Consider the following 25,793-nt stretch of genomic DNA (forward strand, 5'->3'; position numbering starts at 1 on the left):
CCCGGTGCGCATTTAGTCCTCTCAATGCGTGCTACTTGTTGGGGTCGCGAACGGCGCCGGTGTCGGCCGAGGTCGCCATCCGCGCGTAGGCGCGCAGCGCGGCGGTGACCTTCCGGTCCCGCGAGACCGGCTGCCACGGACGCTCGCTCGCCTCCATCTTCGCGCGCCGCTCGGCGAGGACGTCCTCGTCGACGAGCAGTTCGAGCCGCCGCTCGTGGACGTCGAGCAGGATCCGGTCGCCGTTCTGGACCAGGCCGATCGTGCCGCCCGCGGCGGCCTCGGGCGAGATGTGCCCGACCGAGATGCCCGACGAACCGCCGGAGAACCGGCCGTCGGTGATCAGCGCGCACTTCTTGCCCAGCCCCGAGCCCTTGAGGAACGCCGTCGGGTGCAGCATCTCCTGCATACCGGGGCCGCCCGCCGGGCCTTCGTAGCGGATCACCAGCACCTCACCGGGCTGGATCTCCTTCTTGAGGATGGCGGAAACCGCCTCCTCCTGGCTTTCCAGCACCCGGGCCGGGCCCTCGAAGTGCCACAGTTCCTCGTCGATACCCGCCGACTTGATGACGGCGCCGTTCTCGGCGAGATTCCCGCGCAGGATCGCGAGCCCACCGTCCTTCGTGTACGCGTGCTCGACGTCGTGGATGCAGCCGTCCGCGGCGTCGGTGTCCAAAGAGGACCACCGGTTCTCGGTCGAGAACGCCTCCGTGGTGCGGACCCCGCCCGGCGCCGCGTGGAACAGCTCGATCGCGCGCGCCGACGGCTCCTTCGAGCGGATGTCCCAAGTGGACAGCCACGATTCGAGATCCGGCGAGTGCACGGAGTGGACGTCGGTGTTCAGCAGGCCGCCGCGGTACAGCTCGCCGAGGATGGCCGGGATTCCGCCCGCGCGGTGGACGTCCTCCATGTGGTAGTCCGAGTTCGGCGCGACCTTCGACAGGCACGGCACGCGGCGGCCGATGGCGTCGATGTCGTCGATGGTGAAGTCGACCTCGCCCTCCTGCGCGGCGGCGAGGATGTGCAGCACCGTGTTGGTCGAACCGCCCATCGCCATGTCGAGGGCCATCGCGTTCTCGAACGCCTTCTTCGTCGCGATCGACCGCGGGAGCGCGGACTCGTCGTCCTGCTCATACCAGCGCTTGCACAGCTCGACGACCGTGCGCCCGGCATCCTCGAAGAGCGCCTTGCGGGCGGCGTGCGTGGCGAGGGTGGAACCGTTGCCCGGCAGGGAGAGCCCGAGCGCCTCGGTGAGGCAGTTCATCGAGTTCGCGGTGAACATGCCCGAGCACGAGCCGCAGGTCGGGCAGGCCGAGCGTTCCACAATGGACAGCCCGTCCTCGTCGACCTCGCTGCTGGCCGACGCGGCGATCGCGGTGATCAGGTCGGTCGGTGCCTGCGCGACCCCGCCGACGACCACGGCCTTCCCGGCCTCCATCGGCCCACCCGAGACGAACACCACCGGGATGTTCAGCCGCATGGCGGCGTTCAGCATGCCCGGGGTGATCTTGTCGCAGTTGGAGATGCAGACCAGCGCGTCGGCCTGGTGGGCGTTCACCATGTACTCGACGGAGTCGGCGATGATCTCGCGCGAGGGCAGCGAGTACAGCATTCCGCTGTGCCCCATGGCGATCCCGTCGTCGACGGCGATCGTGTGGAACTCGCGGGCGACCCCGCCCGCCTCCTTCACCGCGCCGGCCACGATCTCGCCGAGGTCCTTGAGGTGCACGTGCCCCGGCACGAACTGGGTGTAGGAGTTCGCGATGGCGACGATCGGCTTGCCGAAGTCGCTGTCGGTCATTCCCGTGGCGCGCCAGAGCGAGCGGGCGCCCGCCGCGTTGCGGCCGTGGGTGGTGGTCCGGGAACGGAGTTGAGGCACGGCTGACTCCAAGGTTCGGGATGGGGACCAGGGCGAACGAGCGCCAAACTGGTCCTACCAATCCTACTCCCCGGAATCGTCGGTCTTCTCCGGCGCCTTGCCGATGTCGTCGGTCAGCCCGGAGGGATCGGCCATGCGGCCCGCGCTGACCAGCGAAATCACCGGAAGATGACGGGTGCGCACGGCGGGAAGGGGGACCTTCGACTCGTCCTTAAGTACCGCCTGCACCTTCGCCTTGTCGGTGATGGCGAGGCCCTTGAGCGAGGTCCACGGCAGATCCTTCCGCCCGAACATCGTGCGGACCTCCAGCCCCTTGGCCGTCGCCGTCGTGCGCGTCCGGATGACGAACACCGCGAGCGCGATCGGGAAGATGTAGAGCCACTGGAGATACGGCACTTCGCCGAACGCGACAGGCGTCACACAGACGACGAGGAAAGCGATCGCCAGCAACGCCGTGTTCGGAATCTTGAAGACGGCTTTGGGAGCCTCGTTCGCCTGTTCCTGCTGCTTTTCTTCTGCCACGTCAAAGATGGTGCACCGCCGCCTCGAACGCCCCGAACGCGGGTCGCGCGACGCGGCGGAGGTGTCCAGCATGCGGAATCGCCGTCCCGCAGAGTTGACACTCTTGACGGCGACCGGCTAGCTTCACTCTCGTGACAACGCAGACCGGCCTCGTACTTCCCAAGCGCGTCGACGCTTAGGGAAGTCTCCGCTGCGTCGACGCGCGACCCTCGTGCGACCACTCCGGTCGGCGGGGGTTTTTTGTTGCCTGGAACAATTTCACTTGCCCGACCAGCCAATGAATACCCGAACGAGTGACTAGACAAGACGAGGCAAACAGCGATGACTAGTGCCACCTCGCGAGCTGATGCGAACGCCGGTACCACCGGTGCCCGACCCAAGCCGGCGCCGCCCGCCGGGACCCCGGTGCGGGTCACGGGCGCGCAGTCGCTCGTCCGCTCGCTCGAAGCGGTGGGCGCGGAGGTCGTGTTCGGTATTCCGGGCGGCACCATTCTCCCGGCGTACGACCCGCTGCTCGACTCGACGAAGGTCCGCCACGTCCTGGTCCGCCACGAACAGGGCGCCGGCCACGCCGCCACCGGGTACGCGCAGGCCACCGGCAAGGTCGGGGTGTGCATGGCCACCTCGGGTCCCGGCGCGACCAACCTGGTCACCCCGCTGGCCGACGCGAACATGGACTCGGTCCCGGTCGTCGCCATCACCGGGCAGCAGTCCCGCGCGCTGATCGGCACGGACGCCTTCCAGGAAGCCGACATCTGCGGCATCACGATGCCGATCACCAAGCACAACTTCCTGGTGACCGACCCGGCCGACATCCCGCGCACCATCGCGGAGGCCTTCCACCTCGCCTCGACCGGCCGCCCCGGCCCGGTCCTGGTGGACATCCCCAAGGACGTCCTGCAGGAGATGACCTCCTTCTCCTGGCCGACGGAGATGCGGCTGCCGGGCTACCGGCCGACGCTGCGCCCGCACGGCAAGCAGGTCCGCGAGGCCGCGCGGCTGATCAGCAAGTCGCGGCGCCCGGTCCTTTACGTCGGCGGTGGCGTGGTCAAGGCCGACGCCTCGCGTCAGCTGATGGAATTGGCCGAGCTGACCGGGATCCCCGTCGTCACCACGCTGATGGCGCGCGGCGCGTTCCCCGACTCGCACCCGCAGCACCTCGGTATGCCGGGCATGCACGGTTCGGTCGCCGCGGTCGCCGCGATGCAGCGGGCGGATCTGCTGATCGCCCTCGGCGCCCGCTTCGACGACCGCGTCACCGGGCAGCTGTCCTCGTTCGCGCCGGACGCCGCCGTCGTCCACGCCGACATCGACCCCGCCGAGATCTCCAAGAACCGCAAGGCGGACGTGCCGATCGTCGGCGACTGCGCGGAGATCATCACCGAGCTGATCGAGGCCGTCCGCGCCGAGACCGACAAGTCCGCGAAGCCGGACCTGAAGGACTGGTGGACGCAGGCGAGCGCCTGGCGCGACGACTACCCGGCCGGTTACGAGTGGCCCGAGGACGGGACGCTTTCGCCGCAGTACGTCATCGAGCGCATCGGTTCGCTCGTCGGCCCGGACGCGGTCTACACCGCGGGCGTCGGCCAGCACCAGATGTGGGCCGCGCAGTTCGTGAAGTACGAGAACCCGCGCACCTGGATCAACTCCGGCGGTCTCGGCACGATGGGCTTCGCCGTCCCCGCCGCGATGGGCGCCAAGTTCGGCGTGCCGGACAAGCAGGTCTGGGCCATCGACGGCGACGGCTGTTTCCAGATGACGAACCAGGAACTGGCCACCTGCGCCATCGAAGGCGCGCCGATCAAGGTCGCCGTCATCAACAACGGCAACCTCGGCATGGTCCGCCAGTGGCAGAACCTCTTCTACTCCGAGCGGTACTCCAACACCGATCTCGGTACCCACAAGCACCGCATCCCCGACTTCACCCTCCTCGCGGAGGCGCTCGGCTGCGCCGGGCTCCGCTGCGAGACCAAGGAGGACGTCGACGCCACCATCCGGCGCGCCATGGAGATCAACGACCGCCCCGTCGTGATCGATTTCGTGGTGGGGAAGGATGCCCAGGTGTGGCCCATGGTGGCCGCGGGCACCGGTAACGACGAAATCATGGCCGTGCGCGGGATCCGCCCGCTCTTCGACGACGACGAGGTCGCCGCCGAGGCGGAGCTGAACGCCGCGACAGAAGGAGACGCCCGATGAGCGTGCACACCCTGAGCGTTCTGGTCGAGAACAAGCCCGGTGTCCTCGCGCGGGTTTCCGGACTGTTCTCCCGGCGTGGTTTCAACATCGAATCCCTCGCCGTCGGGCCCACGGAGAATCCCGAGGTGTCCCGGATGACGATCGTGGTCGCCGTTGAGGAGCTACCGCTCGAACAGGTGACCAAACAGCTCAACAAGCTGGTCAACGTCATCAAGATCGTGGAACTGGAAAAGTCCACAGCCGTGCAGCGTGAACTGCTGCTCGTCAAGGTCCGGGCCGACAACACCGTGCGCAGCCAGGTCCTCGAAACGGTGCAGCTCTTCCGCGCGAAGGTGGTGGACGTGTCGCCCGAGGCGCTCACCGTCGAAGCCACCGGGACGTCGGACAAGATCGGTGCCCTGCTGCGGATGCTGGAGCCCTATGGCATCCGCGAACTGGTCCAGTCCGGAATGGTCGCGGTCGGCCGGGGCGCCCGGTCCATCACCGCCACCTCCGCCCGCTAGAAATCTTTGTAAGTCAGGAAAGGAAGTAGTACCCCTCATGGCAGTGGAAATCTTTTACGACGACGACGCGGACCTTTCGATCATCCAGGGTCGCAAGGTCGCCGTGATCGGCTACGGCAGCCAGGGCCACGCGCACTCGCTGAGCCTGCGCGACTCCGGCGTCGACGTCCGCATCGGCCTGCCCGAGGGCTCGAAGTCGCGGGCCAAGGCCGAGGAGCAGGGTCTCCGCGTGCTCACCCCGGCCGAGGCCAGCGCCGAAGCCGACCTGATCATGATCCTCGCGCCGGACACGAAGCAGCGCTTCATCTACGAGCAGGACATCGCGCCGAACCTCAAGGACGGCGACGCGCTGTTCTTCGGCCACGGCTTCAACATCCGCTACGACCTGATCAAGCCGCCGTCGAACGTCGACGTCGCCATGGTCGCGCCGAAGGGCCCGGGCCACCTGGTCCGCCGCCAGTTCGTCGACGGCAAGGGCGTCCCGGCGCTCATCGCGGTCGAGCAGGACGCCTCCGGCAACGCGCAGGCGCTCGCGCTCTCCTACGCGGCCGCCATCGGTGGCGCCCGCGCCGGTGTCATCAAGACGACCTTCACCGAGGAGACCGAGACCGACCTCTTCGGCGAGCAGGCCGTCCTCTGCGGTGGCGCCTCCGCGCTGGTGCAGACCGGTTTCGAGGTGCTCACCGAGGCCGGCTACGCCCCGGAGATCGCCTACTTCGAGGTGCTGCACGAGCTGAAGCTGATCGTCGACCTCATGTACGAGGGCGGCATCGCGCGTCAGCGCTACTCGATCTCCGACACCGCCGAGTACGGCGACCTGACCCGCGGCCCGCGCGTCATCTCGCCGGCGGTCAAGGAGGAGATGAAGAAGATCCTCGGCGAGATCCAGGACGGCACGTTCGCCCGCGAATGGGTCGCCGAGGACGAGGCCGGACGGCCGAACTTCACCAAGCTCGAGGAGCAGGGCAACCAGCACCCGATCGAGGAGACCGGCAAGAAGCTGCGCGACCTGATGTCGTGGGTGGACCGGCCGATCACCGAGACCGCCTAGTCGTCACCACGAAGGGGCCCTTCATCGCGAAGGGCCCCTTCGTTTTGCGCATCGGAAAGCGATAGCGTGGACACCATGAGTGAGCAGCCGGTGGACGACAAGGCTCATGTCAGGCCCGATCTGGACCTGAGCGACGCGGTGTGGATCCGGGCGGAACCCGAAGGCGCCAACCTCGAAGACCGCGCCGAGTACGCGCTGGTCCCGCACACCGACGGCGTCACCTACACCGCGATGCGCCAAGCCTCGGATCCGGACGGCCACATCCTCGTCTTCACGCCGACCGAATGGGACGCCTTCGTGAAAGGCGTGCGGGACGGCGAATTCGACCTGCCTGCCCAGTCCGATCAATAAGGCAGGACGTACGCGTGGCTCATGTCGGAGTCGTGCGTGGTGGCCGAGCCTTCCGAGTCGGTGAGTCCGGTGGCCGTTCCCTGGATGCCGGCGGCCTCGCCGCCCAGCCACTCGGCCTTGACGTAGGCGTTGAACCGGGGGACGCAGCCCGGTGCCTTGCTCACGGTGAAGTCCGCTTTGTTGAGCGGCACGTATTTGTGGTGCACCCAGTACGGCACCTCATGCGTGACCTGGATGCTGCTGTCGCTCTTGCAGAGTGTGCCGTCCGCCTTCCACTGGTTGACGAAAAGCGTGAACTTCACCTGCGTGGACTTGTATTTGTCGCAGGTGATGCCCCGTAGGCAGACCTGCAGCTCGACGTCGCCCACCACGTTGAGGCCCTGCACGGTCGAGGGGAGGGTGAAGTAGCCGGTCGTGGGCTCCCGCACCTCGCGGGAATCGGCGTGGAGACCACGGACTCCCGTGCTCACGCTGGACTGCACCGGTTGCCCGTCGGTGGCATTGGTGACCGAGGTGTCGGCGAACGTGAGGTACCCGCTGACCAAGCGGTAGGTGGCGTCACTGGTCGGGCTGAGCGAGTTGCCCCGCACGTTCGCGGTGCAGGTGACCGTTCCCGCGACGCCGGGGTGGACGAGGAAGCGGGTGTAGAGCGTCACGTCCTGGTTCGGGGAGCCCGAGTTCCTGTCGTAGACGTTCTGCCCGATCACCATGTTCTTGCTCCAGCCGCCCGGGCCCCGGCAGACGATCTCGTTGTCGAAGAGGCTGCGGATGGTGGCGTCGTTGACCCGCATCTTCGAGACCACGTAAGCGGTCTGCGTGGCGGTCATGTCCAGCGAAACGGTGCCCACGGGAGTGACGCTGTGCACGACACCCGTTTCCGGGAGCTTGGGTACCGAGATCGTTTGCGGGGTGAAGGTGACCGATGTCGCCGCTTGCGCGGGGGTGGCGGCCAGCAGGCAGGCGATCAGTGCGAAAACCGCTGCCGTGGCCAGGGAACGGATGTTCAAGTGGACCCTCCTTGTCGGTGCTTCTCGGTGTGGACCCGGTCGGTCAGTTGTCCGGCGGCGTTCCCACGAAAGGACCGGAGCAAGCGCTCAAACTGCGGAAGCAGGTGAAGTATTCGAGGCCTTCGTGGTAGTTCTCGGTGGTCATCCAGACGTAGACCTTGTTGGCCCCGCCGTCGATGTCCGCGCTGACGGTGAGGGGCGCCGGTCCGGATTCGTCGCACCAGGTGCTGGAGCTCTGCCAGCCCAGCCACGTCGATCCGGCCCTGGCCTCCGCGTAGACCCGGCGGCAACCGGAGGCCTTGAACGCCCCGTTGACGCCGACCGACCGGTTGTACCAGGTGACCGTGCCTTTGTAGTAGCTCGCGCCCACCTCGATCCGGAACGTGCTGGTGGGGTAAGCGGCGACGGAGGCAGTGGCGGGTGGCGCCGCGAAGACCATCCCGCCCGCCGACGCGACCGCGGCGACGGCGGCACCGACCTTCCTCATACGGCTCTTCGCTTTCGTCGATCTCACCATGGACGATCACTCCCAGGTTCGTTTGTTCGGTGACACCACTCAACCCCGGATGGACCTCGCATCGGAAAGGATTCGAGCCCGTTCAAATCCGTCGCGAAGACTGCTACCGTCGACGTGGTGCTCACGTTGCGTGTCGACGCCGACACGGTGTCCAGGACACGGTTTTCACCGTCCCCCGCAGCGGAATCCCTGGCGTGGCTGAAACTCACCGCCGCGTCAGGACGGCACCCGGTGTTCGGCGACCCCGGGCCACTCGCCCGCGCTTCACTCGCCCATCCGGACGTCGCCCTGCTCGCGGATCTGTTGCCGCGCGACGGCGACACCTACACACCCGATCTGCTCACCCCGCAGCCGGGCACGGACACGCAGCGCCGTGACCTGCTCGACGAACAGATCGCGCGGATCGAGGCGGTCGCGCAGGACGACCTCGAAAGCCAGGTCTTCCACTACACCCGGACCCACTGGAGCAGGCCGCTGGAGGCCGAGACCCGCCGGATCGCCGAATCGGGACGGATGCAGCGACGCCTCGCCAACGGTCTCGCCCGGTTCTGGCGGGACACCCTCTCCGAGGGCTGGCCCGACCTGCGCTCGATCATCGATCAGGACATCGCCCATCGCGCGACGGGCATCGCCACCCACGGCGTCGGCCGGATGCTCGGAACGCTCCACCCCGACATCGCCTGGTCCGGCGACGCGGTCACCATCGAGAAGACGTGGGACGGCGAGATCGACGGCGCCGGCCGGGACCTGGTCCTCGCACCCGGAGTGCTCAACTGGCCCGACGTCATCATCCAAGTCGACACCCCCGGCCAGCTTGTCCTCTATTACCCCGCCCAGCGAGTCGGAACCGGCCGGGACCGCAGGCCGGGAAACCTCGCGCAAGTGGTCGGCAACGCCCGCGCGGCCATACTGGCGGACCTCGAAACCGCCCGGTCCACGGCGGAACTCGCCGGCCGGCTCGGATACACCCCCGGCACCGTGTCCTACCATCTCGGCGCGCTGCACCGCGCACGCCTCGTCACCAAGGTCAGAGACGGGCGCTATGTGCTGTATCAGCGGACCGCGCGGGCGGCGGGCCTGCTGGAAGCCCGCGATTAGCCTGCCGGCCCGAGATGTCCACAGCCGACGACCGTCGACTGTGGACATTCGGCCTGTCCTGAGGCCTTCGCCCGTGATCAGTCCGGGTAATCCACGCTCATCCGTCGGAGACCCGTGGTGTCCTGCGGACAGTTCACCGTGGACACCTCGTTCCTGTTCGCCCACGCGCCGAAGTACCACCGGTACGTGGGCTGGGTGTAGGTACGGCACTCCGCCGCGGCTCGGTGCGCGCGCTGGGTGCACTTCGACGAAACCGCCCAGGAGCCCGTGCTCCGCCACACGCTGCAGTCGGGTGGGATGGCCTGGGTCGACGCGGATGCGGCCGGTGCCATCGAGACCAGCGCCCCCGCGGCGATCGCCATCACCGCCGCCGAGACTGCTCCACGCGCTTTCGACCGGATGCTCGTCATCGGTTCCTCCCTCATGGCGGGATCCGGCGGATCCGGACTCGCCACCGGGTTCACGCGCTCGCTGACGAGGCCGTTGCCACCCGGCCGGCTGATCACTCGGATGGAGTCCGCCGCGCTGGCCGCCCAGAGCCGCGCGAACAGATCGTCGCGCACGTGGAGGATTTGGATATCGGCGATGTCGAAGGATTTCGCGGTGCCCAGCGCTTCGCCGACATTGCGATACTCGGCGACGATCACCTCCGGGTCGGTCGTCCCGTGAATCAGGACATCCGCCCTGTTCATGCGCACGTTCATCCCGCCGCCGAAGGCCTCGCGGGGTGTGGTCCGCCTGGGGCGATACGGACTGCAGACTCCACTTGTCCACCGGTCACTCGGCGACGGACAGCACGACCTTCCCCGTGGTCTTCCCCGCGGCGACGAGTTCTTGGGCCTTCGCTGCCTCTTCCAGTGGGAACACCGTGTCGACGGTCGGCTTGAGGCGTCCGCTGTCGACGAGTTCGGCCAGCGCGAGCAGCCCGGCGCGGTCCGGCTCGGCGAGGGTGAACCCGGCGGTGACTCCGGCGGCCTCGGCCAGTTCCGGCATCCGCTCGTCGTTCGTGCGGGTGAGCTGGACGAGCCTGCCGCCGCGGCGGAGCGTCTTGAGCGACCGCGGCCCGTACTCCAGGCCGATCGTGTCGAGGACGACGTCGACGTCGCGGACCTCGTCGGCGAAGTCCGTCGTGCGGTAGTCGATGAGCTCGTCCGCGCCGAGACCGCGGAGGAACTCGTGCTTGGCCGCGCTGGCCGTCCCGATCACGTACGCGCCGCGCGCCTTGGCGATCTGGACCGCGAGATGCCCGACCCCGCCCGCCGCCGCGTGGATCAGAACCCGTTGCCCCGGCTGGATGTCCGCCGTGTCGACGAGGCTCTGCCAGACGGTCAGCCCCGCGAGCGGGACCGCGGCCGCGTGCAGGTGGTCCAAAGTGGACGGTTTACGCGCGAAGTGACGGCTCGGCGCGGCGACGTACTCGGCATACGCGCCGGCCTGGAACGGGAACGACGGCATGCCGAAGACCTCGTCGCCGGGGGAGAACAGGGACGCGCCCGCGCCGGCCTCCTCGACGACGCCGGACACGTCCCAGCCGAGGATGAACGGCGGATCGCCCATCGGGCCGATACCGCCGGTCTCGCGGGTCTTCCAGTCGACCGGGTTGACGCCGGCGGCGTGCACCCGGACCAGGATCTGGGTCGGGCCGGGGACGGGCCTTTCGACGTCGACGAGTTCGAGGACTTCGGGGCCGCCGAGGCGGTTCTGGCTGATCGCTCGCATGGGGTCCATTGTTCGGCGAGCGTCGTACTTGCGGCGAGGTTCCGGTGGGCCAAGCGTCGTCAGGATCGGGACAGCCGTTCGTGCCGCCTGCCGCGGAGGTTGCGAAAGCCACTTTCGCAACGCGGCGGCGGCAGGTGGCGGCGGATCCTCCCCCGGATGTCGCGAAAGCCACTTTCGCGACGCCAGACGTCTCGAAAGTGGCTTTCGCGACACTCGCGCGGGCGGGTGCCCACATGCCGGGCGCGCGATCAGGAGCCCCGCAGCACCGCCGCGATCTCCGTCTGCTCGAAATGCTCGGCCCACCCCAAGGCCGACGACGAGTACAGCGAATCCTTGAGCGAAGGATCCGCCCCCACCTCCAGCAAGGCCCGCACCGCGTCGACATGCCCGCCCTGCACGGAGAGGTGCAGCGCCGTGACACCTTCTCCGTGCGAGAGCCCGCCGAAGGTGCCCTGGCGGTTCACCGAAGCACCGAGCTCCGCCAAGGTCCTGATCGCCGACGCCTTTCCCTGAGCGGCCGCCCAGGTCAGCGCCGTGCCGCGGTACACGTCGGCGTCCACCCGGGCGCCCCTCGCCACCAGGGTCCGCATCGCGTCGGACCGGTCGTTCCGTGCAGCCCACGACAGCGCTTCGTCGACGACCTCGGCCGGGTCGTCGCTCGGCCGCCATTCCGGGAAACCGCTGTGCGGGCGGTGGAATTCGCGATGCGCGCCGGCCGCGGGGGAGAGCGTGCCGTCCGGCGCGAGCAGCTCGTCGAGCAGGTCCGCCCGGCCGAGCCCGGCGGCGACGCGCAGGTTGCCGGGGGAGACGCTGCGCGAGGCCAGCAGTTCCGCCGCCTCGCGATGGCCCCAGAACAGCGCGACCACCAGCGGCGTGCCGCCGTCGCCCCGGGCCGGGACGTCGACCGGCGCGCCCGCGTCGAGCAGCATCGAGACCAGCAGCGGCAGCCCGGCGTACCCGGCCTGGTGCAACGCCGTCCAGCCGTGCACGTTGGCCGAAGCCGGATCGGCGCCGTGGTCGAGCAGGATCCGGCACAGCCGCTCGTCGCAGGTCGCGGCGGCCATGCCGAGCAGGTCGTTCCCGTTCTGCCCGTGGGCGTGGACGAGCGTGGGCAGGTCGCCGATCAGGCGCGCGAGCCCGGCGAGGTCCCGCGCGTCGATCAGTTCCCGTGCCTTTTCGAAGGCGAGTTCAGCCGGTGACGTCACGCTCCCGCACGCTACCCCCGACCCCCGACAGAACCCGCCATTCGGCCAGCGGGATCCGGTCGTCCCCGGTCAGGACCTGCAGGCAGACGTGGTCCGCGCCCGCGTCCAGATGCGCCTGGACGCGCGCGGAGATCGCGTCCTCCCCGACGGCGACCAGCGCGTCCACGAGCTTGTCGGAGCCGTAGTCCTCCTCTGTGAACCCGAACCGCCGCAGATTCGCCCGATGGTGGGCGGCCAGGCCCAGGTACGTCGACACGTGCCGCCGCGCGATCTCCCGGTCCGATCCCAGGACGACGGCCTGCTCGACGGCGAGGAAGGCCGAGGGCCCGATGGCTTCCCGCGCCAGCGCCGTGTGCTCGACTGGGACGAAGTACGAATGCGCCCCATCGGTGCGTTCCGCGGCCAAGGCGAGCATCTTCGGGCCCAGGGCGGCCAGCACGCGCCGGCGTGGGGAGTCCGGTGTGGACAGTTCGACCGCGTCCATTTCGTCGAGATAGCCGCGCATCGCCTCCAGTGGTTTCGCGCCCGGCAGGTGACCGCCCAGCCCGAGGACGAACCGGCCCGGATAGGCCTCGGCGAGGGTCCGTTCGGCGGCCGCCGCCGCGACGGGTGCCCGATGGGAGAAGCGCGCGATACCGGTGGCGACGGTCAGCCGCGACGTCGCCGCCAGCAGCAGCCCCGCCTGCGTGAACGCCTCCCGGCCCAGGTACTCCCCGAACCACAGCGTGTCGAAGCCGAGTTCCTCGACCTCCGCGGCCGCCTCGCGGACCTCGCCGATTTCCTTGCCGTCGAACGAGAACGTCCAGATGCCGACGCTCATCGGGTCACCGCCGTCAGTGCCGGGGCCAGCCGTTCCAGCTGATCCACTATGGACTGAAGATCGTCACCGGCGGGATGGAGGAGCACGGTGTCCGCGCCGGCGTCCACGAGTTCCTTGATCCGCCCGGCGATCCGTTCCTCGTCGCCCCACGCGATCAGCCCGTCCACGAGCCGGTCGCTGACGCCGTCGATGTCGGCGTCGGTGTAGCCGAGCCGTTTCCAGCCCTTGAAGTAGTGCTGGATGTCGTACTGCTTCATCAGCCCGATGTCCCTCGTCACGCTCGCCCGCGCCTGTTCGCGGTCGCCGAGCAGCACCGAATGGGTGGGGATGAGCAGCTTGTCCCGGCCGAGGATCTCGCGGGCGTACGGCGTGTGTTCGAAAGGCTGGGCGAACGGATGAGCGCCGTCCGCCAGATCCCGCGCGAGTTCGAGCATCTTCGGCCCGACCGCGGCTAGGACACGCGGGAACGGTACCGGTGAAGGGAATTCTTCCGCAGCCGCGGACATGGCCGTGAGGTAGTCGCGGGTCTGTTCGAGCGGCCGGTAATCCGAGCCCGCCTTCTCCGCCTGATAGGAGTGCCCGATCCCCACGCCGAGCACGAACCGGCCCGGGAAGGCCTGCGCGAGCGTCCGTCCGCCGCTGTGGGCGGTGTACGCGGGCCGTGACCAGATGTTCGCGATCCCGGTGCCGACCACCACCCGTTCGGTGGCGGCGAGCGTGATGGCGCTGTACGCGAACAACTCCCGGTTCCCCGGCCCCTCGCCGCCCCACACGGAGCGGTAACCCAGCTCCTCCAGGCGTTGCACCGCCCGCCGTTCCTCGTCCGGTGTCGGCGTGAACATGCCGACCGGCAGCCAGACACCCACCGGGCCCAGCCGCTCCCGGGTTTCTTCGATCAAGGTCATTCTCTCGTCTCCCCAGCTAACATGAGGCAGCCTCCGCTTACGCCGCCGACTATACGGAGGCTGCCTCCGATTTGTCGAGACTAGGCTCGGGAGCGCGATGGACACCGAGAAGAAGCCGCTGCGGGCGGACGCCCGGCGCAACTACGAGCGCCTCCTCGAAGAGGCGAGGCGTGCCTTCGCCGCGCATGGGGTCGAGGCGTCATTGGAAGAGATCGCCCGCAGGGCCGGTGTCGGCATCGGGACGCTCTACCGGCATTTCCCGACGCGCGAAGCCCTCGTCGAGACGGTGCTTCGCGAAGGCTTCGACGCGCAGGCCGCCGCGGCCCGCGAACTCCTGCACTCCCCGGAACCGCTGAACGCGCTGAAGGCCTGGCTCGCCGGGATGGGTGAACAGTCGGCGCGCTACCGCGGACTACCCGAACTGATGGTCGACGTCCTCAACGACGAGACCTCGCCGCTCTACGCCTCCTGTCACGCGATGCGGGACCAGGTGTCCCACCTGGTGGAAAGGGCGAAGGCCGCGGGGGAGCTCCGGGCGGACGTCACAGTGCCCGAAATCCTGGTGATGCTGCACGCGCTTTCCTGGGCCAGCGAACACCTTTCGGGTGACAAGGGGCTCGAACGCCTCCTCGATCTCGTTTTCGCGGGATTACGGGCGAGTTAACAATCCCCTGTCACCAGGTCTAAACTGCGGCGCAACCGGGCACAACGGCGTGACCGACCAATAGTGAGTCGCAGGCACAGACCAGATAGTGGGAGCCGTATCGTGACCAAGCCGAACAAGCCCGTCGTCCTCATCGCCGAGAAGCTCGCCCCCTCCGTGTTGAGCGTCTTCTCCGACGAGGTCGAGGTCCAGCATGTGGACGGCACGGACCGCCCCGCGCTGCTCGAGGCCGTGAAGACGGCGGACGCGCTGCTCGTGCGGTCCGCGACGAAGGTCGACGCCGAGGTCCTCGGTGCCACCACCTCGCTCAAGGTCGTCGCCCGCGCCGGCGTCGGGCTGGACAACGTCGAGGTCCCCGCCGCCACCGAACGCGGTGTCCTGGTGGTCAACGCGCCGACGTCGAACATCGTCTCCGCCGCCGAACACGCCGTCGCGCTGCTGCTCGCCGTCGCCCGCCGGGTCCCGGCCGCGGACCAGAGCCTCCAGGGCGGCGCGTGGAAGCGCAGCGCCTACTCCGGCGTCGAGATCCAGGGCAAGACCATCGGCGTGGTCGGCCTCGGCAAGATCGGCCAGCTGTTCGCGCAGCGGCTCGCCGCCTTCGACACCAAGCTCATCGCCTACGACCCCTACGTCTCGGCCGCCCGCGCCGCGCAGCTCGGCATCGAGCTGGTCACGCTGGACGAACTGCTGGAGCGCGCCGACGCGATCTCCATCCACCTGCCGAAGACCCCGGAGACCAAGGGCCTGATCGGCGCCGAGGCGCTCAAGAAGACCAAGCAGGGCGTCATCATCGTCAACGCCGCGCGCGGTGGCCTGATCGACGAGCAGGCGCTGGCGGACGCGGTCAGCTCCGGCCACGTCGGCGGCGCCGGTATCGACGTGTTCGTCACCGAGCCCACCACCGAGAGCCCGCTGTTCGGCCTGCCGAACGTCGTCGTCACCCCGCACCTCGGCGCCTCGACCGCCGAAGCGCAGGACCGCGCGGGCACCGACGTCGCGAAGTCCGTGCTGCTCGCGCTGCGCGGCGACTTCGTGCCCGACGCGGTGAACGTCGCGGGCGGCGGCACGGTCGGCGAGCACGTCCGGCCGTACCTCTCGCTCACCCAGAAGCTCGGCACCGTGCTGACCGCGCTCAACCCGAAGGCCCCGGCCTCGGTCACCGTCGTGGTCAAGGGCGAGCTGGCCGCCGAGGACGTCAGCGTGCTGCCGCTCGCCGCCGAGCGCGGCGTGTTCTCCGGCGTCGTCGAGGACCAGGTCACCTTCGTGAACGCGCCGCGCGTGGCCGAAGAGCTGGGCGTCCAGGTCGATCTGGTCACCGAGACCGAAAGCCCCAAATTCCGCAGCCTGGTCACCGTCCGCGCGGTCCACGCCGACGGCTCGACCCTTTCGGTGTCCGGTTCGGTCACCGGCAAGGACGAGGTCGAGAAGCTGGTCGAGGTCAACGGCCGCCACTTCGACCTGCGCGCCGAGGGCAACGTGCTGCTGCTCGAGTACCCGGACCGCCCGGGCATCATGGGCCGCGTCGGCACGCTGCTCGGCGAGGCGGGCCTCAACATCGAGGCCGCGCAGATCAGCCAGACCACCGACGGCGCGGACGCGGTCATGCTGCTGCGCGTGGACCGTTCCGTGGACTCGCACCTGCTGGAGCCGATCGGCGCCACCGTGGGCGCGCACACGATCCGCGCGGTCAACTTCGGCTGACCTCCCATTACGCGTGAAGGCCCCCTTCCCTCGGCTCAGCCGAGGGAAGGGGGCCTTCACGCGCATTCCGCAATTAGTCGACCAACCGCGGTCGTTGTATGTGCGGGGTTCGCGGGATCGCAGAGCAAGATTCAATAACGGTGAAAAATGCCTACTGAAGTCGGGCTGGTCCCCGGATAGGTTCTTCCGGCGAGGCCGAACCATCGCGTCGTCAAGGGCACGGCGCGGCGCCGGGGCTCACCGTCGGGGGTGTGTTCGAGCGGCAGGCAGGTTCCGAGTCCAGGCCTCGAGTGAGGGCACGTACTCATGAACAGATCCCGCGTACCCCGATGGGCGATCCGCTCGTCGGCCGCGGTCTTCGCCGCGTTGCTCGTGACGTCCGTGACCGGGGCGTCCGCGGCCGCGCAGGATGTCCCTCTCGCGGACGGCGTCACGCCGGCGAAGATCGACCGTAACGGATTCCAGGGGAAGGTCGAGCCGAAGCTCAAGGCCGCCCAGGGCAAGATCACCGCCTTCGTCGAGCTGGCCAAGCAGCCCGCCGTCGACGCCTTCAACGCCGAGCAGAACAAGGGCGCGGGCAAGGAAAAGGCGAAGAAGGCCGCGAAGGACGCCAAGGCCGACGCCGCCGCGACGGTGAACTCCGTCGTCGGGCAGCTCAAGGCCGCCGACGCCGGCACCCAGCTGGTCACGCAGACCGCCAACGCGGTCGCCGGCGCGGTCGTCACGGCCGACGCGGCGAAGATCCGCGAGCTGGCGAAGCGGCCGGACGTCGTCTCGGTCAAGAAGGTCGTGCCGAAGACCCGCACGAACTCCAGCGCGGTCCAGCTGACCAACACGCTCGCCTCCTGGCAGCAGACCGGCCGCTACGGCGACGGCATCCGCGTCGGCGTGATCGACGACGGCATCGACTACACCCACGCCACCTTCGGCGGGCCGGGCACGGCCGAGGCGTACAAGGCGATCAACCGCGACCAGGCCACCCCCGCCTTCCCGACCGACAAGGTCGTCGGCGGGATCGACCTGGTCGGCGACGCCTACGACTCGGGCAGCGACGACCCGGCCCTCAACACCCCGAAGCCGGACCCCAACCCGATCTCGTGCGGCCACCACGGCACGCACGTCGCGGGCACGGTCGCCGGATTCGGTGTGGACGAAGCGGGCAAGACCTTCACCGGTGACTACAAGAAGCTGAACAAGAAGAAGATCGAAGCGATGCAGATCGGCCCGGGCACCGCGCCCAAGGCCCTGCTGTACGCCATCAAGGTCTTCGGCTGCGACGGCTCTACCAACGTCACCTCGCAGGCGCTCGACTGGTCGCTCGACCCGGACGGCGACGGCGACTTCACCGACCACCTCGACGTGGTCAACCTGTCGCTGGGCGGCGACTTCGCCACCCCGGACGACCCGGACTCGCTGTTCGTGCGCAAGATCGCCGCGAACAACGTCGTCCCGGTGTTCTCCGCGGGCAACGGCGGCGACCTCAACGACGTCGGCGGCGCGCCGGGCAACACGCCCGAGGCGCTGACCGTCGCCAGCAGCCGTGACGCGTCCGTCCTTCGCGACGCCGTCGAAGCCGTCGCTCCCGACGGTGTGAAGGGCGCGAAGACCGGCCAGTTCAGCCAGAACTACGCGGCCTACGACACGCTCGACGTCACCGCGCCGGTGGTCACGCTGTCGGCGGACAACGCCGCGGGCTGCAAGCCGTACTCCGAAGCCGACAAGGCCAAGGCCGCGGGCAAGATCGTGTTCCTCGAATGGGACGACAACGACGCGACCCGCGCCTGCGGTTCCGGCGCCCGTTCGAACAACGCGCAGGCCGCCGGTGCCAAGGGCGCGCTGTTCTCCTCGACGCTGGAACACTTCACGGCCGGTATCGCGGGCAACGCGGCCCTGCCGACGTTCCAGCTGACCGGCAGCGCGACCGCCTCGGTCCGTCCCGCGGTGGCCGCGGGCACGCTGCAGGTCCGCATGACCGGCAAGGGCCGCGTGTCCGTGCCGACCACCGATCAGTCCATTGTGGACACCCCGAGCTCGTTCACCTCGCGTGGCGGGCGCGGCCCGGCCGTCAAGCCGGAGGTCGCGGCGCCCGGTGACTCGATCGCGTCCGCGCTGAGCGGCAGCGGGGCCGGTCGCCTGGTCATCTCCGGGACCTCGATGGCGGCTCCGCACACCTCGGGTATCACCGCCCTGATCCGTCAGGCGCACCCGGACTGGTCGGTCGAAGAGGTCAAGGCCTCGGTGATCAACACCGCCGGCCACGACATCCGTGACGCTTCGGGCCGCGTTTACGGGCCGCAGCGCGTCGGCAGCGGCCGGATCGACGCGAAGGCCGCGCTGGACAACCAGGTCCTGGCCTACGTCGTCGACAACCCCGGCTTCGTCTCGGTCAACTTCGGCGTCGTCGAAGCGGGCGGCCCGGTCACCCTGACCAAGACGGTCAAGGTGGTCAACAAGGGCATCAAGCCGGTCGAGTACTCGGTGGGCTACGAAGCCGTGAACTCGCTCCCCGGTGTCGAGTACACAGTGGACAAGCCGACGGTGAAGCTGAGCCCGCGCGGTATCGCGCTGGTGAAGGTGACCCTGAAGATCGCCGACCCCAAGGCGCTCCGCAAGGTCATGGACCCGACCATGGCGGCGACGCAGGTCGGCCTCGCTCGGCAGTTCGTGGCGGACGCCTCCGGCCGGATCGCGTTCACCCCGAAGAGCGGTACGACCGTTCCGCTGCGGCTCGCGGTGTACTCCGCGCCGAAGCCCGTCTCGTCCATCAACACCCCGGGCAACGTCAACTTCGGCGCCGGCCAGACCCAGGCCGTGCTGAACCTGACCGGCAAGGGCGTGGACCAGGGCACCGGCCCGCAGCGGTACCGCTCGCTGATCAGCGTGCTCGAACTGCAGGCGGAATCCCCGCAGCTGCCCGAGTGCGACGGCGACGTCACCACCGACTGCACCCTGAACCAGACGGCCAAGGGCGCCGACCTGCGCTACATCGGCGCGGCGTCGACGGCCCCGCTGGCCAAGGCGCAGGGCGAGCCGGAGAACGCGTTGCTGGCCTTCGGTCTCACCACCTGGAGCGACCTGGCCAACCTGGGCAGCAACACCTCGCCGTTCGTGGACATCGACACCACGGGCGACGGGCAGCCGGACTTCGAGACCTATGTGACCAAGGTGACGTCCACCGACGTCCTCGTGGCGGTCACCGTGGCGCTGAAGCCGGGCTTCCCGCAGGTGGACATCCAGCCGATCAACGGCCAGCTCGGCGACGTCGACACGAACGTGTACGACACCAACGTCGTCGTGCTGCCGGTGAGCATCGCGGCACTGGGCATCGACCCGAACGCCGCGTCGCACAAGATCAGCTACACCGTCGGGACCTCCGGGTTCTACGCGGCGCCGGGTGCGGACTCGTCGACGATCGACTACGTCGGCACGCCGCTTTCGTTCGACGCCTTGGCTCCCGCGTACACCGTCCAGGGCGGCGGCGACTCCGCGCTGGGCTACGTCGCGAAGCCGGGCACGGCGCTGGTGGTCAACCGCAACGCGGCCGCGCAGGACACCGTGCTGGGCCTGCTGGCGATCGAGCACCACAACGCCTCGGGCAACCGGGCGAACGTGGTGAAGATCCAGGCGAACGCCGGTGGTGGAAACTCCGGTGTCGACCGGCCGGGCAACGGTGGTCGGCACACCGGACGTCAGCCGATCGGTGTGGGCTGACGCGGTAGTGCGGTAATCCGCGTTCGATGAGGTGAGGGACGCCCTGGCGGCATGCTTTCCGCCAGGGCGTCCCTTCTCGTTTTCACCCTTTCGGCTGTCTCGCTCTGTGGGAGATTCCGGCATAAGGGTGGTGCGGCTACGGCTACCGGGCTACGGCCGGTAACCTTCCGCTGCTGGCGTTTTCTTGCGGATGGGCCATCCGGACTGCCGGTGGCCTGGTCTACGGAGGTGTGTGGATGCGGCTCGCGGTGATCCCAGGAGACGGGATCGGGCCCGAAGTGGTCTCCGAGGCGCTCAAGGTGCTCGGTGAGGTCGTACCGACTGCGGAGATCACGAACTACGACCTCGGCGCCGCCCGGTGGCACTCCACCGGCGAGCTGCTCCCGGAGTCGGTACTCGGTGAACTCCGTCAGCACGACGCGATCCTGCTGGGCGCGGTGGGCGACCCGACGGTGCCGAGCGGCATCCTGGAGCGCGGGCTGTTGCTGCGCCTCCGGTTCGAGCTCGACCACCACGTGAACCTGCGTCCCGCCCGGTTGTACCCGGGGGTGCGCGGACCGCTCGCCGAGGCGGGCGAGATCGACATGGTCGTCGTGCGTGAAGGCACCGAAGGCCCGTACGCGGGCAACGGTGGCCTGCTGCGCAAGGACACCGAGAACGAGATCGCGACGGAGGTCAGCGTCAACACGGCGTTCGGCGTCCGGCGCGTGGTGACCGACGCGTTCAACCGTGCCGAGGCGCGGCCGCGCAAGCACCTGACGCTCCTGCACAAGACGAACGTGCTGGAGTACGCGGGTTCGCTGTGGTCGCGGATCGTCGAAGAGGTCTCGCTGGAGCACCCGGAGGTGACCGTCGCCTACTCCCATGTGGACGCCGCGACCATCCACCTGGTGACCGACCCGTCCCGTTTCGACGTCGTGGTGACCGACAACCTGTTCGGCGACATCATCACCGACCTGGCCGCGGCCGTGACCGGTGGCATCGGGCTGGCGGCGAGCGGGAACCTCGACATCACCCGGCGGAACCCGAGCATGTTCGAGCCGGTGCACGGCAGCGCGCCGGACATCGCGGGCCAGGGTCTCGCCGACCCGACCGCCGCGGTGCTGTCGGTGTCGCTGCTGCTGGACCACTTGGGACAGAAGGAGGCGGCGCGGCGGATCGAGGCCTCGGTGGCCTTCGACCTCGCGACCCGCGACCAGGCGTCGCCCGGTGCGACGCACGCGATCGGTGACCGGCTGGCGGCCCTGGTGTCGTCGAACGTGCGCCCGGTCACTCAGTAGTTCTTGGAAGTACGTGAAGGCCCCCTTCATTGCGCTGGACGCAGTGAAGGGGGCCTTCACGTACTTCGGGGCCTGGCGACCTGGGGGTGTGTCGCGAAAGCCACTTTCGCGACGCCTGGTGTCCCGAAAGTGGCTTTCGCGACACAGCCGATGGGACATCGCTCCGCGACGTTGCGAAAGCCACTTTCGCAACCTTCAACGTTGCGAAAGTGGCTTTCGCAACGCCGGCGGCCCGGGAGCGCGTCCCGGAGTGTGGAATCTTTCGCCCGGCTTGTGGACGCCCGCCGGGGCGTGTGCCATGATGCGTCCGTGACCTCCTGCACCATCATTATCGCCGAGCGCGCCGGATAACAGCTCCACAAGAGCCCCCGGCGCGCAACCTCTCGCACCCATGCGGGAGGTTTTTTTGTTGCCTGAACACGTTTTGCCCCACCACGAGGAGATTCCCGTGACCCGCAAGGAGCCCGCCGATACGCCGCTCGGCGACGCCTTCCACCTGTACGACACGACGTTGCGCGACGGCGCGCAGCGCGAGGGGATCTCCTATTCCGTCACGGACAAGCTGGCGGTGGCGAGGCTGCTCGACGATCTCGGGGTCGGGTTCATCGAAGGCGGATGGCCGGGCGCGCTGCCCAAGGACACGGAATTCTTCGCCCGCGCGGCTTCGGGCGAACTGAAACTGCGCCACGCCGCGCTCGTCGCCTTCGGCGCGACGCGGAAGGCGGGTGCCAAGGCCGAGCAGGACCAGCAGGTGCGGGCGCTGCTCGATTCCCAGGCGCCGGTGGTCACCCTGGTGGCCAAATCGGACCTGCGGCACATCGAACGCGCGCTTCGGGTCGATGTCGACGAGGCGTGCGAGATGGTGCGCGACACCGTCGCGTTCCTCGTCGGCGAAGGACGTCGCGTCTTCCTTGACGCGGAACACTTTTTCGACGGCTACGCGTTCTCCCCGGACACCGCCTTGAAGGTGCTCGACGCGGGAGTGAACGCGGGCGCCGACGTCGCCGTGCTGTGCGACACCAACGGCGGCCAGCTGCCGCTGGGCCTCGCGGAAACCGTCCGCGAGGTCAAGGAAAGGACCGGATTCCGGCTCGGAATCCATTGCCAGGACGACACTTCCTGCGCGGTGGCGAATTCCGTCGCCGCCGTGCAGGCCGGCGTGACGCACGTCCAGTGCACCGCCAATGGTTACGGCGAACGGGCGGGTAACGCCGATCTGTTCGCCGTGACGGGAAATCTGGTGACCAAGCTCGGTATGGAGGTGCTCCCGACCGGAGGCGCCGCCGAGCTCACCCGGGTCTCCCATGCCCTTGCCGAAATCGCGAACATCGCCCCCTACACCCACCAGGCTTACGTAGGGGCGTCGGCCTTCGCCCACAAGGCGGGACTGCACGCGAGCGCGATCAAGGTGGATCCGTTGCTGTACAACCACATCGATCCAGCTTATGTCGGCAATGACATGCGGGTACTGGTCACCGAGATGGCCGGCAGGGCCAGCCTGGAGCTCAAGGGACGTGAGCTCGGGGTCGACCTTGCCGGCCAGCCCGAGGCGCTGACGAGCGCCGTGAAGAAGGTGAAGCGGCTCGAATCCGAAGGCTGGTCCTTCGAGGCCGCGGACGCTTCACTGGAACTGCTGCTGCGGCGGGAGGTCGACGGCCCGCAGAGCGACGTCCTCGACGAACCGCCGTTCGAACTCGAGTCGTACCGGGTCGTGCTCGACCACCGGTCCGACGGCGAGGTCGTGTCCGAGGCCACGGTGAAGGTGCACGTCGCCGGGCAGCGGGTGATCGCGACCGCCGAGGGCAACGGCCCCGTGCACGCGCTCGACGCCGCCCTGCGCGAGGCGCTCAGCCCGCATCTGTCCTGGTTGGACAGTGTGGAGCTGGCCGACTACAAGGTGCGGATCCTGCCCGGCCACCCCGGCGCCGCCGCCGTCACCCGCGTGCTCGTCGAGACCAGCGACGGCGAGCGCGAGTGGACCACCGTCGGCGTGCACGGCAACATCGTCGAAGCGAGCTGGCTGGCGTTGTGCGACGCGCTTGTGCACAAGTCCCTCAGGGAGGGCCCGGCGTGAGGAGTCGTACAGTGGGGGAGTGCGTCTAGCCCGAATTGCTCATCCCGGTGGTGTCGCGTTCGCTTCGATCGAAGGGGACGGCGACGACGCCCAGGTACTGGAAATCGCCGAGCACCCCTTCGGCAACCCCAACTTCACCGGCAAGCGCTGGCCGCTCGCCGACGTCCGGCTGCTCGCGCCGATCCTGCCGTCGAAGGTGATCGCGGTCGGCCGGAACTACGCCAAGCACGCGGCCGAGTTCGGCAACGAGGTCCCGCAGGACCCGATGCTGTTCATCAAGCCGTCGACCACGGTGATCGGCCCGAACGCGCCCATCCGCCGTCCGCGCGGCGTCGGCCGCGTCGACTTCGAGGGCGAACTGGCGATCGTCATCGGCCAGCCGGTCAAGAACGTGCCCGCCGCCCGCGCGGCGAGCGCGATCCTCGGCTACACCGTGGCGAACGACGTCAGCGCGCGTGACCTGCAGAAGGCCGACGGCCAGTGGGGCCGGGCGAAGGGATTCGACACCTTCTGCCCGCTGGGCCCGTGGATCGAGACCTCGCTCGACGCGGCCGATCTCGCGCTCAAGTCCGAGGTGGACGGTGTCCTCAAACAGGACGGCCGGACGTCGGACCTGGTGCACAAGATCCCCGAGCTGGTCGAGTTCGTGTCCGGCGTGATGACCCTGCTGCCCGGCGACGTCATCCTGACCGGCACGCCCGAGGGCGTCGGCCCGATCGAGGACGGCCAGTCGGTCTCGATCACCATCGAAGGCATCGGCACGCTGACCAACCCGGTCCAGGACGTCTAGCGCGCGATGAACGGGCCGGTCCTTTCGCAAGGACCGGCCCGTTCACGCGTTCGGGATCGGTCAGCTCCCGGCCGGCTCCATCGACCGTCGCGCGAAGGCCGGGGCGTGCTCGGGCCGCAGCCCCAGGCCCAGCAGCCGCGCGGGGACGTAGGACAGCACGGGGAACCGGCCGAACAGCTTCACCATCACCGCGGGCGGACCGTTGCGCCTGCCCTCCATGACCGGCTTCATGACGTTCTTGTGCAGCATCCGCTGAAGTCCCTGCACCAGCATCGTCGGCGCGAGACGGCGCTTGCGGACCTTCGCCAGCTCCGCCACCGACGGCCTTCCCCGGCGCAGCGGTGCGGCGAGCAGGGTGGCGGCCGCGACCGCGTCCTGCACCGCGAGGTTGATGCCGACCCCGCCGACCGGCGACATCGCGTGCGCCGCGTCACCGATGCACAGCAGCCCGTCGACATGCCACTTCCGAAGCAGATTCATCTTGACGTCGAGGAATTTGACGTCGTCGGTCGTCTTCAGCTCGTCCACGCGGTCGGCCAGTTCGGGGAGGATGGCGGCCACGTTCTCCCGGAACGCTTCGATGCCCTTCTCGCGGAGGTCGCCGCCCTTGGGGCTGAGGTAGGCGATCTGGAAGTAGCCCTTGCGCGGGAGCGGCACGGCGAAGCGGCGATCCCGCATCTTCGGGGTCAGCATGCCCTCCTGCTCGCCGTCCCGCCGCGAGATCCGGAACCACCACGCGTCGAACGGGATGGGGTAGTCCTTCGTCATCAGCCCGGCCTCGCGGCGGGCCAGCGACCAGCGCCCGTCGGCGGCGATCACCAGGTCGGCGCGTAGTTCGCCGGTCTCGCCGTCGGCGTCGCGGTAGCGGACCCCGCTCACCCGGCCCTGTTCGAAGATCAGCCCGGTCATCTCCGTGCTCTGCCGCAACGTGAACGTGGGCTCCTTCGCGCCGGCGTCGGCGAGCAGATCCAGGAAATCCCACTGCGGGACCATGGCGATGTACGGGTGCGCCACCTTCAGGCGGGTCAGGTCGGCCAGGCGCATCATCGTGCCGTCCTCGGCCGGGAAACCGGCGTAGGAGATCTCGCTGTGCGGCAGGTTCAGGAACTTCTCCCCGAGACCCAGCTCGTCGAGCAACGTCAACGTCGACGGGTGCACGGTGTCGCCGCGGAAGTCCCTCAGGAAGTCCTTGTGCTTCTCCAGCACCGTGACCTCGACCCCGGCCCTGGCCAGCAGCAATCCGGCGACCATGCCCGCGGGGCCACCGCCGACGACCACGCAGTTCGTGCGTTCGCTCATCCGTCCCACCCCTTCGAAACCCTTATTCATCACTTGTTGAATAAGCTCAGCATGCACCTGCCCGACCGGCGCGTCAAGCGCCATCCGGGCGGATACGCCGTTCGGGCTATGACCGGGGTCTCACCGGTCCGGGTGCCGGGCTGACCGTCCACAAAGGACGCCAAGAGGGTGGCGAAAAGTCCCGGAAGGACGGCGATCGCGGAAACGCCCTTGTGGACGGTCCGCGACTCGAAGCCGGATAAGGATTTCGTTGTCGTCACAGGGTGTGCGCGCCGCGAATCTGGCCGGGTGCGCCGGGTCCGCATTTCACCCGGCCGCCCGCGTTAGCCGTTGGCCGGTAACTAAAACACGACATCTCACCAACTGGGAGTAGAGTGCCCGCGCCGGAACAGACGAGCCTTTATCACCTCATCGGCAGAGTCGCGATCGCGCTGAGTGCCCTAGCCTCACTTGGTGGATTTCGCTCTCGTGCCCCGGACCCCGTCACGAACCACGCCGGACGCT

At 68.8% G+C, this 25,793-nt stretch carries 21 protein-coding genes; 11 read left to right on the forward strand and 10 right to left on the reverse strand.

Annotation, left to right across the window (positions count from 1 at the left end; all coding sequences use genetic code 11):
* Positions 1–31 precede the first annotated feature (31 nt).
* Complete coding sequence (ilvD, locus tag NQK81_RS34590) at positions 32–1,876, reverse strand: dihydroxy-acid dehydratase (RefSeq protein ID WP_257484808.1); 1,845 nt, start codon at positions 1,874–1,876, stop codon at positions 32–34.
* 63 nt (positions 1,877–1,939) lie between these two features.
* On the reverse strand, positions 1,940–2,398 hold the full coding sequence (locus NQK81_RS34595; protein ID WP_257484809.1) for a PH domain-containing protein: 459 nt from the start codon (positions 2,396–2,398) through the stop codon (positions 1,940–1,942).
* Positions 2,399–2,719: 321 nt separating this feature from the next.
* Between NQK81_RS34595 and NQK81_RS34600 the strand changes: the two genes are divergently transcribed.
* The 4 genes from NQK81_RS34600 to NQK81_RS34615 all read left to right on the forward strand — a co-directional run bounded on the left by NQK81_RS34600 (position 2,720) and on the right by NQK81_RS34615 (position 6,499).
* Positions 2,720–4,594 carry an acetolactate synthase large subunit gene (locus NQK81_RS34600; RefSeq protein ID WP_257484810.1) on the forward strand — a complete coding sequence of 625 codons (1,875 nt, stop codon included), beginning with the start codon at positions 2,720–2,722 and terminating at the stop codon, positions 4,592–4,594.
* The gene (ilvN, locus tag NQK81_RS34605) at positions 4,591–5,097 is read left to right on the forward strand and encodes an acetolactate synthase small subunit (protein WP_034315713.1); all 507 of its coding nucleotides are present in this window, start codon (positions 4,591–4,593) and stop codon (positions 5,095–5,097) included. The genes NQK81_RS34600 and ilvN overlap by 4 nt, the downstream gene beginning before the upstream one ends.
* Before the next feature lie 37 nt (positions 5,098–5,134).
* On the forward strand, positions 5,135–6,148 hold the full coding sequence (gene ilvC / locus NQK81_RS34610; protein ID WP_016336537.1) for a ketol-acid reductoisomerase: 1,014 nt from the start codon (positions 5,135–5,137) through the stop codon (positions 6,146–6,148).
* A gap of 75 nt (positions 6,149–6,223) precedes the next feature.
* On the forward strand, positions 6,224–6,499 hold the full coding sequence (locus NQK81_RS34615) for a DUF397 domain-containing protein (RefSeq protein WP_257484811.1): 276 nt from the start codon (positions 6,224–6,226) through the stop codon (positions 6,497–6,499).
* Here NQK81_RS34615 and NQK81_RS34620 read toward each other — a convergent pair.
* A complete protein-coding gene (locus NQK81_RS34620) occupies positions 6,493–7,506 on the reverse strand; it encodes a hypothetical protein (RefSeq protein ID WP_126734494.1) in 1,014 nt (337 codons plus the stop codon). The genes NQK81_RS34615 and NQK81_RS34620 overlap by 7 nt on opposite strands.
* A 43-nt stretch (positions 7,507–7,549) precedes the next feature.
* Complete coding sequence (locus NQK81_RS34625) at positions 7,550–7,993, reverse strand: hypothetical protein (protein ID WP_257484812.1); 444 nt, start codon at positions 7,991–7,993, stop codon at positions 7,550–7,552.
* Between the two features lie 147 nt (positions 7,994–8,140).
* On the opposite strand from NQK81_RS34625, the gene NQK81_RS34630 reads away from it, so the two are divergent.
* Positions 8,141–9,121: an ArsR/SmtB family transcription factor gene (locus NQK81_RS34630; protein WP_257484813.1), complete on the forward strand. Its 981-nt coding sequence runs from the start codon at positions 8,141–8,143 to the stop codon at positions 9,119–9,121.
* Positions 9,122–9,198: 77 nt separating this feature from the next.
* Here NQK81_RS34630 and NQK81_RS34635 read toward each other — a convergent pair whose 3' ends face one another.
* The 5 genes from NQK81_RS34635 to NQK81_RS34655 form a co-directional block, all read right to left on the reverse strand.
* Positions 9,199–9,813 (reverse strand): hypothetical protein, encoded by a 615-nt coding sequence (locus NQK81_RS34635; RefSeq protein WP_257484814.1) that lies wholly within the window; start codon positions 9,811–9,813, stop codon positions 9,199–9,201.
* 85 nt (positions 9,814–9,898) lie between these two features.
* Positions 9,899–10,840 carry an NADP-dependent oxidoreductase gene (locus NQK81_RS34640; RefSeq protein WP_257484815.1) on the reverse strand — a complete coding sequence of 314 codons (942 nt, stop codon included), beginning with the start codon at positions 10,838–10,840 and terminating at the stop codon, positions 9,899–9,901.
* 248 nt (positions 10,841–11,088) lie between these two features.
* Positions 11,089–12,045: an ankyrin repeat domain-containing protein gene (locus NQK81_RS34645; RefSeq protein ID WP_257484816.1), complete on the reverse strand. Its 957-nt coding sequence runs from the start codon at positions 12,043–12,045 to the stop codon at positions 11,089–11,091.
* A complete protein-coding gene (locus NQK81_RS34650; protein ID WP_257484817.1) occupies positions 12,029–12,865 on the reverse strand; it encodes a TIGR03620 family F420-dependent LLM class oxidoreductase in 837 nt (278 codons plus the stop codon). The genes NQK81_RS34645 and NQK81_RS34650 overlap by 17 nt, the downstream gene beginning before the upstream one ends.
* Positions 12,862–13,770, reverse strand: a complete 909-nt coding sequence (locus NQK81_RS34655) for a TIGR03620 family F420-dependent LLM class oxidoreductase (RefSeq protein ID WP_257484818.1) — start codon at positions 13,768–13,770, stop codon at positions 12,862–12,864. Before NQK81_RS34655 ends, NQK81_RS34650 begins: the two co-directional genes overlap by 4 nt.
* 97 nt (positions 13,771–13,867) lie before the next feature.
* Here NQK81_RS34655 and NQK81_RS34660 point away from each other — a divergent pair, with 97 nt between their 5' ends.
* The 6 genes from NQK81_RS34660 to NQK81_RS34685 all read left to right on the forward strand — a co-directional run bounded on the left by NQK81_RS34660 (position 13,868) and on the right by NQK81_RS34685 (position 23,990).
* Complete coding sequence (locus tag NQK81_RS34660; RefSeq protein ID WP_257484819.1) at positions 13,868–14,434, forward strand: TetR/AcrR family transcriptional regulator; 567 nt, start codon at positions 13,868–13,870, stop codon at positions 14,432–14,434.
* Positions 14,435–14,536: 102 nt separating this feature from the next.
* The gene (serA, locus tag NQK81_RS34665) at positions 14,537–16,135 is read left to right on the forward strand and encodes a phosphoglycerate dehydrogenase (RefSeq protein WP_219149318.1); all 1,599 of its coding nucleotides are present in this window, start codon (positions 14,537–14,539) and stop codon (positions 16,133–16,135) included.
* A gap of 306 nt (positions 16,136–16,441) precedes the next feature.
* A complete protein-coding gene (locus NQK81_RS34670; protein ID WP_257484820.1) occupies positions 16,442–19,846 on the forward strand; it encodes a S8 family peptidase in 3,405 nt (1,134 codons plus the stop codon).
* Between the two features lie 236 nt (positions 19,847–20,082).
* Positions 20,083–21,126 carry a 3-isopropylmalate dehydrogenase gene (locus tag NQK81_RS34675; protein WP_007031599.1) on the forward strand — a complete coding sequence of 348 codons (1,044 nt, stop codon included), beginning with the start codon at positions 20,083–20,085 and terminating at the stop codon, positions 21,124–21,126.
* 448 nt (positions 21,127–21,574) lie between these two features.
* Positions 21,575–23,200 (forward strand): citramalate synthase, encoded by a 1,626-nt coding sequence (gene cimA, locus NQK81_RS34680; RefSeq protein ID WP_257484821.1) that lies wholly within the window; start codon positions 21,575–21,577, stop codon positions 23,198–23,200.
* Between the two features lie 19 nt (positions 23,201–23,219).
* On the forward strand, positions 23,220–23,990 hold the full coding sequence (locus NQK81_RS34685; protein WP_126734482.1) for a fumarylacetoacetate hydrolase family protein: 771 nt from the start codon (positions 23,220–23,222) through the stop codon (positions 23,988–23,990).
* A gap of 60 nt (positions 23,991–24,050) precedes the next feature.
* On the opposite strand, the gene NQK81_RS34690 is transcribed toward NQK81_RS34685, so the two are convergent.
* Complete coding sequence (locus NQK81_RS34690) at positions 24,051–25,289, reverse strand: FAD-dependent oxidoreductase (protein ID WP_257484822.1); 1,239 nt, start codon at positions 25,287–25,289, stop codon at positions 24,051–24,053.
* Positions 25,290–25,793 lie beyond the last annotated feature (504 nt).

Origin of the sequence: Amycolatopsis roodepoortensis (genome assembly GCF_024628825.1) — a bacterium.
Taxonomy (GTDB): Bacteria; Actinomycetota; Actinomycetes; order Mycobacteriales; family Pseudonocardiaceae; genus Amycolatopsis; species Amycolatopsis roodepoortensis.